Annotated in this window: 9 protein-coding genes; 4 read left to right on the top strand and 5 right to left on the bottom strand. The window is 60.3% G+C overall.

All coding sequences use genetic code 11. The annotated features are described in order from the left end of the window. Positions 1–172 precede the first annotated feature (172 nt). On the top strand, positions 173–2,044 hold the full coding sequence (locus tag KQI84_17485; GenBank protein ID MCB2156672.1) for a hypothetical protein: 1,872 nt from the start codon (positions 173–175) through the stop codon (positions 2,042–2,044). A gap of 2 nt (positions 2,045–2,046) precedes the next feature. On the opposite strand, the gene KQI84_17480 is transcribed toward KQI84_17485, so the two are convergent. Beyond that, positions 2,047–4,956, bottom strand: coding sequence for an EAL domain-containing protein (locus tag KQI84_17480; GenBank protein ID MCB2156671.1), 2,910 nt, complete (start codon positions 4,954–4,956; stop codon positions 2,047–2,049). Between the two features lie 239 nt (positions 4,957–5,195). Here KQI84_17480 and KQI84_17475 point away from each other — a divergent pair, with 239 nt between their 5' ends. Further along, on the top strand, positions 5,196–6,665 hold the full coding sequence (locus tag KQI84_17475; protein ID MCB2156670.1) for an endonuclease/exonuclease/phosphatase family protein: 1,470 nt from the start codon (positions 5,196–5,198) through the stop codon (positions 6,663–6,665). 1 nt (position 6,666) lies between these two features. Here the strand turns inward: KQI84_17475 and KQI84_17470 are convergent, their stop codons facing one another. Genes KQI84_17470 through KQI84_17455 form a run of 4 tightly spaced genes read right to left on the bottom strand, consistent with a single transcriptional unit; the run spans position 6,667 to position 10,332 of the window. Next, on the bottom strand, positions 6,667–8,091 hold the full coding sequence (locus KQI84_17470; GenBank protein MCB2156669.1) for a DUF418 domain-containing protein: 1,425 nt from the start codon (positions 8,089–8,091) through the stop codon (positions 6,667–6,669). A gap of 54 nt (positions 8,092–8,145) precedes the next feature. Continuing rightward, positions 8,146–8,673 carry a DUF2726 domain-containing protein gene (locus KQI84_17465; GenBank protein ID MCB2156668.1) on the bottom strand — a complete coding sequence of 176 codons (528 nt, stop codon included), beginning with the start codon at positions 8,671–8,673 and terminating at the stop codon, positions 8,146–8,148. 11 nt (positions 8,674–8,684) lie between these two features. Next, entirely contained in the window at positions 8,685–9,452 is a 768-nt protein-coding gene (locus tag KQI84_17460) for a hypothetical protein (protein ID MCB2156667.1), read from the bottom strand. Between the two features lie 31 nt (positions 9,453–9,483). Continuing rightward, on the bottom strand, positions 9,484–10,332 hold the full coding sequence (locus tag KQI84_17455) for an MBL fold metallo-hydrolase (GenBank protein ID MCB2156666.1): 849 nt from the start codon (positions 10,330–10,332) through the stop codon (positions 9,484–9,486). Between the two features lie 193 nt (positions 10,333–10,525). Here KQI84_17455 and KQI84_17450 point away from each other — a divergent pair, with 193 nt between their 5' ends. After that, the gene (locus tag KQI84_17450) at positions 10,526–11,947 is read left to right on the top strand and encodes a hypothetical protein (GenBank protein ID MCB2156665.1); all 1,422 of its coding nucleotides are present in this window, start codon (positions 10,526–10,528) and stop codon (positions 11,945–11,947) included. 97 nt (positions 11,948–12,044) lie between these two features. Beyond that, the gene (locus KQI84_17445; protein MCB2156664.1) at positions 12,045–13,007 is read left to right on the top strand and encodes an L-lactate dehydrogenase; all 963 of its coding nucleotides are present in this window, start codon (positions 12,045–12,047) and stop codon (positions 13,005–13,007) included. Positions 13,008–13,063: the final 56 nt, after the last annotated feature.

Here is a 13,063-nt window from a genome sequence, read left to right as displayed (position 1 = left end):
GCTCCAGGCCTGGGTCTCAGGCGCGCTAGGAGCAGTCCCGCATGCCCCTGAGAGGGGGCTGCCCATTGTTGAGCAAATCCTATGCACGACCCGTCCCGGGGGTCAATTGCCGGTTGGGGGGCTTGACACCCGCACGCCCGCGGGCTGAATCGACTAGCCTATGGATGAGACGGTGTCCAAACTCCGCTGGTACGATCGCGCCTGGTTTCAGTACCCGGCGGTCGCGGTGATCTACTCCGTCCTGGTCCTGTTTTTCCTGCCCCAGGCCACCGGTTTCCTGGCTCACAACCTTGTCCCGATGGAAGGCTCCTACGCCGCCTACCGCATCTGGTGGTTCGGAGAGGTCCTGGCCGGCCGGGCCGATTCCATCTGGTTCTTCCCTCGCCTGCTCTACCCCTTTGGGATGCCCCTCGCCCACATGTCTAACGGCCTGCTGAAGGAAATGCTGGCGGCGCTTCTGGGCGGCGGCGCGAAGCCCTGGTTCGCGAACAACCTGATCGTCCTCTCAACGCCCGTGACGGTGGGACTTTTTGGATTCTTCGTCGGGCGTCGGCTCTTCGACAAGCGCTTCGCTCCGGCCGTCGTCCTCGGCTGGATGGCCGGATGGAGCGGCGGATACGCCGAGTTGCACGCCGTCCCCTGGCTGTCGGCTATGGAAGGCAACGTCCTTTTCCTCTTCGCGATCCTTCGACTTCGCGGCGAAGAAGACCGTCGCCGCGCCTGGGGATGGACGCTGTTCGCCGGGCTGGCTGCCGGCTTCTCGACCTGGCTGTCCGTCCAGAATCTGGCACACGTCGGAACGATCAGCTTCGTCTTCCTGTGCGACCGGGCCATTGCGCGCAAGTGGCGCCCCATCGGCCAGGTCTTTGCCGCCGCTGCCATCGCCGCACTACTGACCGGCCCTCTACTGGCCGAGAACTACAACGCATTCAAAGGCGATCTGATCTCGGGCCAAGGCAACCTCGTCGAACATGCTCCATACGGCAGCGCGACCCTGTCCGAAATGATCCTACCGCCAACGTTCAATCCCTATGTCGGCAATCTGACAAAGGAACTCGCAAAGGAATATCGCGAGTCCCAACCGGCTTACGAACCGAATGACGAGGAGCCGCCGCCGGAGCTGCGATTCCGGTACGCATCGTACATCGGATGGGTCGCGCTGATCCTGTCTCTTCTCGGGCTGTGTACAAAACGACCGGAAACGCGCTTCCTTCTGGCGCTGGCAATCACGGCGCATCTGCTTGCCATGGGACCGCTAATGTCCTGGACGGATCCTCGGCCCGATCATGCATTCATTCCCGGACCGTTCATGGCCTTCATGAAGTTGCCGATCTTCGGCGCCATGCGCGAGATCCGCCGCTTTGCCATCACGGGGCAACTCGCGACCTCATTCCTTTCCGGCTACGGAATCCTGTTCGCCTGCCGACTTCTGAAACGCCGCTGGGAGCGCGCCCTCCTGGCGATGCTCGCAATCATGGCCCACTGCATCGAGATCACACCCAGAAACTGGCCGGAGCGCTTCATGTATCCCGCCGAGATCCCCGCCCTCCAGCAGATTGCGAAACAACCCGGGCTCTTTGGCGTCATGGACATTCCATACATCCGCGGCCAGCACTGGTCGATGTACTACGGGACCCAGCACCAGAAGGGCGTGCTCTGGGGTTGGGACTCGCGCATGTCGATGCAGAATCTCAAGCTGATCGAAGTCGCAACGTACTTCCCCGGCGTGTCGCTTGTGAAGATGAAATGGGTACATGACTGGTCGCCGCTGCACATCGGCCCATCGCTCAGACGACTCAATGTGCGGTACATCGTGGTTCACGAAGCACTGCTGCGCCACGATCCACGACTTCGCCGGGAAGTCCTGCGCGCCCTCGAAACGCCGGAAGTCTGGATGTATCAGAAGTCCATCGATGCGCCGGTTCTGATCTATATGGACGACATGGTGCGCATCTATCGCATCGATCCGAAGGGCGGGCTCGCGGTCGCGAAACGTCAGGAACTCCCGCCGTTGGAAGAAGAGGTGCCGGCCTCCGGCTCGTAACGTCAGTACAACGCCGGCAAGTTGTCGAGGAGCGCTTCGGCTTCATCCATCGGGACGGCACGCGAAATCAGGAATCCCTGCACGTAACGAATGCCCAGTTCGCGGATGATGTTCATCTGCTCCGGCGTCTCGACACCTTCTGCAATCACATCCATACCGAGCGCTCTCGCCAGCGTCGCGATCGCGAGAACAATCTCGTACGCATCGTTGTCGCGCCCGAGGCTGCTGACAAAACTGCGATCGATCTTCAACGCATCGATTGGGAAGCGATACAAATAGTTCAACGATGAGTAGCCCGTGCCGAAGTCATCGATCAGGATCTTCAGATCCATCGCCTTCAGGCGCCCGATCATGTCGCTCGTCCACTCGGCACTTTCCATGAAGACGCTCTCCGTCAACTCGATACGAAGGAAGTTCGGCGGGATGCGGCTTTCTTCAAGCGAACGCTCGATCACGTCGAGCAAGTCCCGCTGCATGAAATGAATCCCGGAAATATTCACGGTCACGTACGGCAGCGGTTTTCCGTTTCGGCCGCTGTGCCAGTGCGCCAGATGGCGACTGGCCTGGGAGAGCATCCACTCGCCGATTTCGATCACGAGCCCGGATTCCTCGGCCATTGGAATGAAATCCGTCGGTGCAATCACGCCGCGCTCGGGATGCTCCCAACGCACCAACGCTTCGAAGCCGGCAACGCGTCGTTCCTCAAGATCGACGATCGGCTGGTAGTGAGTCCGCAACTCGCCGCCACTGATGGCGCGCCGCAATTCGGTTTCGACTGCCAACATCTGGAGCAGGTGATCGTGCATCTGACGATCGAAGATCGCGTAACGGTTTTTCCCGAGCGCCTTCGCGCGATACATTGCCGTGTCCGCATCGCGCAGAATATCTTCGGCCGTATTGTGACCCATCGTTGCCAATGCAATCCCAATGCACGCCGTGGGATAGACTTCGTGACCTTCCAGGTCGAGCGGCTCGGAGAGAATCTCGAGCACTTCATCCGCCCGTTGTCCGGCCTGGATCGAATCGCGAACGCCGTCGAGGAAGAACGTGTACTCATCCCCGCCGAAGCGCGCCACGATATCGATCCCTGGGCGAACGCAACGTTCCAACCGGCGCGAAACCGCGATCAGGTACTTGTCGCCTGTGATGTGCCCCATCGCGTCGTTGATCAGCTTGAAGCGATCGAGATCGAGGAACAGGACGGCAAAATCCGCTTCCTCGCCGGCGCGCACAGAGCGCACCGCCTTTTCGAGGCGCTCGACGAACGCCGCCTTGTTCGGAAGCTCCGTCAGCGCATCGTGATAGGCCAGGAAGGCCAAACGCTCCTCGGCCCGGCGGCGCTGCGTGATATCGCGGAAGCTCCACACGCGCCCGACAATCTGGCCTCCGCTGCGTTGCGGCAGCGAGTAGCGCTCGATGATCCGCCCGTCCGCGAAGGTCAGCGTATCCCACGCTTCCTTCTCGGGATTCTCGTACAATTCCTGAACGCGCTTTATGAACCCCTCGGGATCGGCCAATCGATCCTTGGCAATCTCCATTCCCTTCAAGTGACCGCCCTCTTCTACCAGGTCGCGGGGGAGTTGCCACATATCCAGGAATTTCCGATTGAACGTCACGACATCGCCGTTCTTATCGGCGACCATGATGCCGTCGGCAGTGGATTCCAGGGTACCACGCAGGATCGAGAGCGACGACTCCAGTTCCTGCTCAGTGCGCGTTCGCTCGGTAATCTCATTGCGCAAGTCGACGTTCGCCTGCTCCAGGTCTTGCGTCCTCTGCCGAACGGTTTCTTCGAGATTCAGGTTCTGCTGCTTCGCTTCCCAGAAGAGATGTGCGTTGCTCAACGCGGCACCGGCCTGCGTCGCCAGTTGCTCGAGTCGCCGCAGCACACGGCTGTCATACGACCTCGGTTCCCGCGACATGGCGTACATGACGCCAAGCACTTCGCCGCCTGCTTCGACCGGCATCCCAACGTAGGAGCGCATGCCAAATCGATTCGAGAGATGATCGGTCTGCTCGAACGGATCGTTCGCAATGTCTTCCATCACGATGCGTTCGCGATTCTTCAGAATGTGCTGCGTGCGCCCGCCTTCGCTTCGCACTTCCTTGTGGACAGTCACGCCGGCGGCCTGCTGCTCTGGAACGGTCGTCACGCTTTCTGTAAGTTGGTGTGTAGACGGCGAACGGTAGATGATCGAAGCGTGGGGAATGCCGCAGTGCCGCAGCACGGCCTGGCAAACGTGATCCAGAATCTTCTCAATCTCGGTGTTGCCGTTGATGGCGTGCCCGAGCCGTTCAATTTCCTCGCTGAAATCGAGCGCGCTTCGCAGATCGTGCTCCACTCGCATGCGTCGATCGAGATCCCGCTGGTGAATCAGCAGCATAATGCCCAGGCAAAGCGCCAGAAGACATGAGACGATGACGATGGTGCGCAGTCGACTCCAACGCCGATCGAGACTGACCGACAGAAGCCCCATCTGATGACGGACCTCACTGGTAGCGTCGTTCACGCGATCGAGCGCCAGTGCGCTTTCCAGCAGGAAATTCTCCTCCGATTCTCGCTCAGAAGCATCTCCCAAGCGGAAGGCCGCCGCCTCGGGATAGAGATCGGACATGGCGACCACATGGTCGTTCATCTCACCGACCGTTTCCGAGATTGCCGGAAAGAAAGACGAGTCGGACGCGAGAGATTCGACGGCCGCAGCGTACTCCCCGTGCGCGCGGTCCCAGGTCTCGTCGATATTTGATGAATTAAGACCTGAGGCAGGACGCAGCGCGCGGTTCAGATTCCGAACGCTACTCTGAACGGAGTCGAGGCGGCTCGCGAGTAAAGCCCCCTCTGCAACCTGGGCTTTCTCACGCTGGGCTCCTCGCAGCAAAGCCGCACCCCACCCCACGAAGACGAGTGCCATAAGCACCGCCATCCACCTCAACACCCAGACAATGCGAGATCCTCTCATCTTGGTTTCGCCGCCCCGATGATCCGATTCACCCAAATATTCCGCTTCACAAAGTGCGACACGGGTATATACTTCTCTCGTTCCTCGTGATTAGGAAGAATCCGCCGCACTGAATTCAAGCAAAACAATTGTTTGGCGCCAAGCCGGAACAGAATTCCTGCGAACGAGTTCCACACAGACAGGAGTACATATTGGCACTACCAAACCGGATCGCGCTGACCTTTTTCTGCCTGTTCGCTTGCCAACCGCTACTACTCCACGCCGAAGCGCTTCCGATCATCGTTGATGGTCAGTTCGACGATTGGGGAGCCGCTACTCCCGTCGTCGACGACGCCCTGGAATCCACCGGTCAGGATCTTGGCACCATCTACGTAGCAAACGACGATGACTTCCTCTACTTCCGGGTCGATGTGACCCGAGAGACGATCCTCCAAAACGACCCCAGTTCCGAGGCCGGAAATGAACTGAAACTCTTCCTCGATGCGGATGGCTCTGCCGAAACGGGATTCCAAACCCGAGGCATCGGGGCGGATCTGATCGCTTATTTCGGATACCGGGGAATCTACTACTACCAGACACCGACATCGCCCGTGTGGTCCTCGCAGAATGATTTCGGCGTGCGCAGCGCCCCGACCCATTCCGCCTCACAATTCGAGATCGCCTTCGAACGGGATCGAATGCCGCTTCAGGGCTCGGACTCAGTTTCCTTCTACTTCGCGATTGGCTCGAGTGACTACGCGCCGGATACCGGCACGGTCTCCTACTCATTTGCGACAGGGGCGCCGGATGCCGAGCCAATCACGATCGACCGCATCGATGCCACGGACGTCCGAATCCTGAGTTGGAATGTCCACAGCGACTCGCCGGACTCGAATCCCGCACCTTTCACTCGAATCCTGCAGGCCACGCAACCGGACATCGTGAACTTCCAAGAGGTCTACCGGTGGTCCGCTGCCACAACGCGCGATTTCGTCGCCGATGCCCTCGAGGGCAACTGGTACGCAGCCGAGGTAAGTGATTGCATCACGGTCAGTCGGTGGCCGATCGCAGCTTCGGTGGCTTCGGATGGAAACCTCGTCAGCCTGATCGACCTTCCGCCGGGGATCTCGAACCGCGATCTCGTTGTGATCAACGCACACACACCGTGCTGCGAGGACAATTCGGGCAGGGACCGCGAACACGATCGAATGTCTCAAGTTTGGCGTAATGCAATGGAGAACACAGGACCATTCACAACCTCCGGAGATGAGGCCGTCGTGATGGTCGGGGATTTTAATATGGTCGGCTACGTGCGGCAGTTGGAGACTCTGCGAGACGGCACGTTCATCAACGAAGCTACGTATGGGCCGAACTTCTCCCCCGCCCGCGAACGTGGTTCTCTGACTTCGGCTCCCCTGCGCCACACGCACACCCGAGAGGCGTTCACATGGCAGAACCCGAACGGATCCTTTGCCCCTGGGAAGCTGGATTTCATCCTCGTTGGCGAAGATGCCGCGACATTGAAGAAGAGCTATTGTCTCTACACACGGGATATTCCGAACGATGTCCTGACTGAATACGGCCTGTATTCAAGCGATTCCGTCGCGTCCGATCACGTGCCCGCGATCGCCGATCTGGAATTCGTGCCCGAACCCGCACCGTCAGGCCTGCTGACTTACTGACTCAACGGAGCATCGGCTGGAAGTGGCCGTAGGTGATCGTGCGCCACAGCCACTCGATCGGACCGAAGCGGAACACCTTCAGCCACAGTGGACTCAGGGTCAGTTGAACGATCCACATTCCCAGCACAAACAGCAGGATCGTCGCCGGACCGAACTGCCCGAAGTACCCAAGGCCATACGAATAGAAGATCAGGGTGAAGACAACGGAATCCATCAGGTAGTTCGTCAATGCCATCCGCCCACAGGCCCGCAGCGGCGCCATGACGCGCAGGAACTTCTCACTCCGGCAGGCAAGCATCAGAATCCCGAAATACGCGCCGGTCATGCCGATTGCCCCGAGAGGCTGGATTGCGCCGGCCAGCGCGTGGAATCCAGGATCGTCCGTGTAGGCCAGGTAAAGCGCACCGAGCTGAATGCCGAATCCGATCGGAAGCCCCCACACCACAAGCCGCTCGAGAAGGCGCTTATGGGCGGCCGGATTGGAGAAGATGCCACTCCGCATCAGGACAATCCCCAACAGCATGTAAGCCAGCACCGAGTAGCCGAACATCAGAACGCCGGCGACCCAGAAGAAAACGGTCGAGATTCCTCGAAACGCCATGATCTCTCCCCAGGGGCCATCGGCGAAAGTGTGCGCCTCCAGCGAGGCGCCAAGCGGCGTCATGTAATACTGGCCATACAATGCCACTCGCTCTTTGAAGGGTTCATCCAGGAAAGGCTCCGCCACCGACCAGTTCGAAGGGAAGTGCTCCTCCAGGAAAACCTTCCACTCCAGCGGCGGATCGTCCATATCGGCGACCTTGTGGCGGATGTTGAGACGCTGGGCCTCTGTATTGACCGCCCCTCCAAGGCTGAGCGGACCGCTGCAGCAGAAGATCGGCGCGATGAGCAGAATCGCCGCCGTCCAAAGCAGAAACTTGTTCGAGCGCTTCCGTAACAGGAACACGATCAGGCCCACCACGGCGTACACGACGAGAATATCGCCGTGCCAGATCAGAAAGGCATGTATGAGTCCGATGAAGAGCAGAACGGCGAGGCGCTTCAAGTAAATCGGCGCCGGCGAATGACCCGTTCGCAGCGTCTTGTTCGTCTGTAGCCACAAGCCCGCGCCAAACAACATCGAGAAGAGCGAGAAGAACTTCCCGAGCGCGAAGAGGTAGACAAAGGCGAATGCGATCGCGTGTATCCCACCCGCCGGTTCCCAGATGCCCGGAATCGAGAAGGACATTGTTGGCATTCCAAAGCTCAGCCCGTTAACGATCAGAATACCGAGAACCGCGGCGCCGCGCACAAGATCGAGGCTGTCGATGCGCTGACTTTCCGCAACCGGCGCATCCTCCCTTACGAGAGGGGGAACCGGTCCGTCAGGCTCCTGCTCGAAGGGCGTCGGCGGCGGTGACGGAACGCCGGCATCGTGCTCGCTCATGGGAACCTCTTCCTGCTTAGGATGGGCTTTCTACGCGTTCCCCGCTAACGACCTTCACGCCTCCAGCGCTTCGGCGATCTTCTCTTCCAGATCGGCCCGGTCGTACCGTCGCGCCGCCGGCACTCTTAGGATCGGTATGCCTGCCGCGGCGTAGGCCTTGTCCTTGAATGCATCGCTGTCGATCGTGCGCTGCGATCGCCGATGCGATGCATCGTCCAGTTCGATCACCAGCAGCGGGTCCGAACTCGCCGCATCGATCAGCAGAAAGTCCGCGTGCTTCTGTGAGATCCGGCCGAAGTAACGTAGGTGCTCCCCGGGCTGAGCCTTCACCTCCAGGAAATCCGCCAGTCTCACCTTGGACAGCAGAATCGTATCCGTCGGCACGCAGTCCGCCAGCGCCAGGTGGAACGCCAGCTCGGCATCCGTCATGACCGGCTGGGTCACATAGGGAAATTCCTCGCGTGGTTTCGGACGCAGCAACACCGCCAGCGCCACCACCACGATCAGCAGGAAAAGCAGCCCGGCGGCCGCGGCCAAAATCAGGAGGGAAGAGGCACCGGGAGTTGATTGAATAGATTCCATTTTCCGATGTGCTAGGGTTGACGGTGCTTCCCCGTAGGATCGTCGCCCGCTTGCAACTCGTCCATCTTGATCAGCCGCGCGCGGTACAGGAAGCTGTACAGATTGTAGCTCTTCATGTACGGCCGATCATAAGCGACCTCGATAGCATCGGCCGCCGGTGGAAACTCGCCCGGATGCGAGGCCAACGCTTCCCGCACTTGGGGCATGTGGTCGGCGATGGCATCGAAGTCCCGATCCACCTTGATGTCGGCGGCCGTCTCGATCACTTCCAGGAACTGCTCCACACCGGCGTCCTGGCGGTTCATCATCGCGCCGAAATCGAACAGCGACGTATCGATACGCGGTGTGATCGGTGTGGACTTCCTCTGCAAATCGATGACCTGAACCTTCGAGCCATCCTCGCGCTGCACCGTTCCGATCGTGATCGCGCGCAAGTCCTCGAACGGACAGTACAGCGGCTGATCGCTGAAGTCGCGAATGGCCAGCCCGCCCGCGCCCTGGTCGGCGCGCTTCGCCCACAGGAACAGGTGCCCTTTCAACTCCGTGTCCGACACGATGAAGGTCTCTACGCCGAGCGCGTGCAGCTGATTCCGGAAACCTTCGGCGTTCGAGCGATTCGCATAGCGTCGGAAGATCTGAAACGTCGGGATCAGCAAACGCTGCCGGATCTGCTCTTCCTCTTCCTTCACCAGGCGCGAGATCGGGCGCACCGACCCACCGACATCGGGCGGCTGATGGGGCAACACCACGTAGAAAGTCTGCTGAACTTGACGAGTCATGACCACTACCTCTCCTCAATCGTCGACAGCCTCAGGTAGGCTGTGCGACCTCGTTGATAATCTTTGGATCGCGTCCGGAGCCAACTTCGTACAGCGATCCCTCGCTCATCACGGGTATGCTGCAATCGAAGACGTTCAAATCGTCGGGCACATGAATCAGGGACATCTTTGAACGGATATCGTGGGGCAGAGCAGCCAGCTTGTCCAACGGCGTATGTCCGGAGCCATGCCCCGTCTCGTGGACGATCAGGTTGGCGCTCTTCAGGAAGTCAATGTGCTCCGGGTCGTAAGCCGTGTCGGCGCTGTACCCGACGGAAAAATCGTGCAGCCGGACGCGCATCCCGAAGCACGGGATGAAGTGCTTCGTTCGGCGGATCACGAACTCAAGCTCGGACCCGATCTCGGCGAGGTGCTGGTACTCATCCTCTTCCCAATGGTGGATCTGGAAGTAGTCGTCCATCTTCCGACGAGCAGGCACATCGGTGCCGGGAATCGATATCTCCTCCAGGACGCCCGACAGCCGCTTCTCCCACAGAGGTTTTTCGACCTCCGGAAGCATGTAGACATGCGGCTTTGGGGCATTGAGAACAAAGCGCTTATAGAACGCAAACTCCTCCAGCCCGTTGCAATGGTCGCCGTGCATATGCGTCAGGATCACGTGATCGATGTCCCGCACCTGCAGGTCCAGACGAGCCTTCCGTGCGGCATCGTGCACCATCCGCCGCAGCGGCGCGGGGCAGTCCACCAGCACCACCCTCCCCTCGGCGATCAGCAGGAAGCTCGTGTGGAAGAACAGGCTCGTGAAGGCATCCCCGACCCCCAGCGGCAGGACGTACAGCCGCCGCGGATCCAGATCGCTGACTCGGTAGTTTCGGTGCATCGTGCTCTCACCGGCGGGCCCGGCCGACCTGCCGTCCTTTCGCTTCGGGTTCCGTTCGTACCTCCATTAGGAACAGAAGAGCATCGCGACGCAAGAGTAAGCACCCCATCGAGGAGGCCCTCCTCCCCCGCCGTCTTTTCCTTGTGGCGGTACGGCGGCCCACCTACTCCTTTCCTCAACGAAAGGAAACCGAATGGCCGCGCCGAATCCGACAGCCGAGTTCTTCGCCCGAAAGCTCCCACGCACCGTGATTCTGGCGCTGTACGTGATCATTCCGGCGATGTTCCTGATCCTGGCGTTCTTCTGTCACCCGATGGCGGACGACTTCGCCTACGCGGCCAGTGTCCGCGAGCACGGCTTCCTGGCCGTCCAGAAATACTGGTACCTCGAATGGTCCGGACGATGGGCCTCGACGATCCTGATCACAGCATTCCTCGGAATCACGAAGCTTGATCCCGATCTCTACTGGATCGTCCCGGTCGGTCACCTGCTCGGGATGTTCGGGGGGATCTGGGTGCTGATTCGCACACTTGCCGGGAACCTCGCGTCCCGCCGCGAAATCCTCATCGCCGCCGCCGGAGCGCTGGTCATTTTCCTGGCAAGCGTCCCAGGTCCTCCGCAGGCCTTCTACTGGGTCGAAGGCGCCGGAACATACACCGCCGCCAGCATCCTCGTGCTTCTGCTTCTCGCCACGCTCGTGCGAGCCGCTAACTCGCCGCCGAAGTGGCTGCCGATCCCGATCATCGTCCTGGCAATCCTGACGGCGGGAATGAACGAAACCACCATGTTCCTGCTCTGTGGAATCCTGACCCTCGGAACCGCGGCGCAGTTCTATCTGCGGGCCGAGTCGCGATACCATTGGCTTGCCGCATTGCTCGCAGCAGGCATGGGCGCAGCGATCGTCATCCTCGCGCCGGGTAATTCGCAACGCATGGAAGCCGTCGAGTCCCACCCCGGAATCTTCGGTGCACTGGGTATGACCTTTTCGTTTGGTACGGAGTACATCCTCGCCTGGTTGTTCGAGCCCGTTCTGATCGGCACATGCATCCTGGCCCTGCCGTTTGCGATCCGCTGGTCGGCGCAGTATCTCGCAAACTGCCCGCGCTGGATGCTCTGGGCAATGCCGGTCGTTGCGGTTGGAATCGGGTACGCGGGTTTCTTCCCCGCGGCGTGGAGCATTGGCGACGATCCGCCGGATCGTACACTCGGCGTGATCTATTTCTTCTTCCTGCTGGGTGCGTTTGCATCGCTCGCAGCCGGAGCTGAATTGTGGCGCCGTCGTTCCGCCCTCGAAGAAATCCCTCACTGGAAGCACGTGCAGTTGGCGGGACGACTGATCCTGTTGGCGGGTCTGCTCGGCACGGCGGACAATCCGATCGAAGCGGCGAAATCGCTCGGCAAGGCCACCCCGTACGATGAACTGCTCGAAGCACGCTACGCCCGTATCGAGGAAGCGCTCGCCAACGGCGAAATGAACCTCGTCGTCGCGCCCATCGAAGACGAGCCGGAGACGATTCACTTCGACGATATCACCGAAGACCCCGAGCACTGGCGCAACACCGCCTGCGCCGAATTCTTCGGACTCGAATCCATCCGCACGACCGAAGAGCAATAACCGATCTCAGCCTTACGCTTGCCGTGCGGGCGAGGGAATTGCTATCAACGTTTTTGGGAATTGGGTGAGGGCGGCATTCCGGTGTCAGGAGGCGTGAATGCTCGCCAAACCAAGTCGTGGAATCGAACGCATTGCCATCGTCGGCGTCGGCGCCGTGGGTTCCACCACCGCCTATGCGATGATCCAGGCCGGCGTCGCGAACGAGATCCTGCTGGTCGATATGGATCGCCGTCGCGCCGAAGGCGAATTGATGGACCTCCAGCACTGCGTCCCGTTCTCCAAAAACGTTTCGCTGAGCGTTATCGATCTCCCCGACCTCACCGATTGCGACCTGGTCGTGATCACCGCCGGCGTGGCCCAGAAGCCCGGCGAGTCCCGCCTCGATCTCGTTCGCCGCAACGTCGACATCTATCGAACGTTCTTCCCAAGGCTGGCCGTCAACAACCCCGAAGCGCTCTTCCTGATCGTCACGAATCCCGTCGACATCATGACGCGCGTCGCGCTGAAGCTCTCCTGCCTGCCGCCCTCGCGCGTGTTCGGCTCGGGCACGGTGCTCGACACCGCACGATTCCGCCAACTGATCAGCCAGCACTGCCGCATCGCACCGCGCAACGTGCACGGCTACGTCATCGGCGAGCACGGCGACAGCGAAGTCATGGTCTGGAGCCGCGCTATGATAGGCGCCTTTCACGTCGAAGAATACTGTCGCCTGCACGGCATTCCATTCGGCGATGATCAGAAGCGCGAGATCAGCAAAGACGTGCGCCGCGCCGCCTACGAAATCATCGAACGCAAAGGCGCCACGCACTTCGCAATCGGCCTCGCCACGGTGCGCCTGGCCGAATCCCTCTCGCACTCGCAGCATTCTCTCTACACCGTCAGCCGCCAGTTTCACGGCCTGTACGGACTGCACGAAGTCTGCCTCTCGATCCCCACGCTCATCAGCCGCGCCGGGGCCGTCGAACACCTCGAACTCACACTCGCCGAACCCGAGCACGAGAAACTCATGGAAAGCGCGGAAGTCCTGGAAGAGGCGTATCGCCAGATCGGTTTGGAGTAAACACCCCGCGCCTCAGCCTCCCAGCCAAACGCCCAAAACGTCCCCACATCCACCAA

The sequence above is a fragment of the bacterium genome (assembly GCA_020444065.1).
In the GTDB taxonomy this organism is placed as follows: domain Bacteria; phylum Sumerlaeota; class Sumerlaeia; order SLMS01; family JAHLLQ01; genus JAHLLQ01.
The sequence above is the reverse complement of the archived record's forward strand: the minus strand, read 5'-3'. Positions and strand labels throughout refer to the sequence as shown.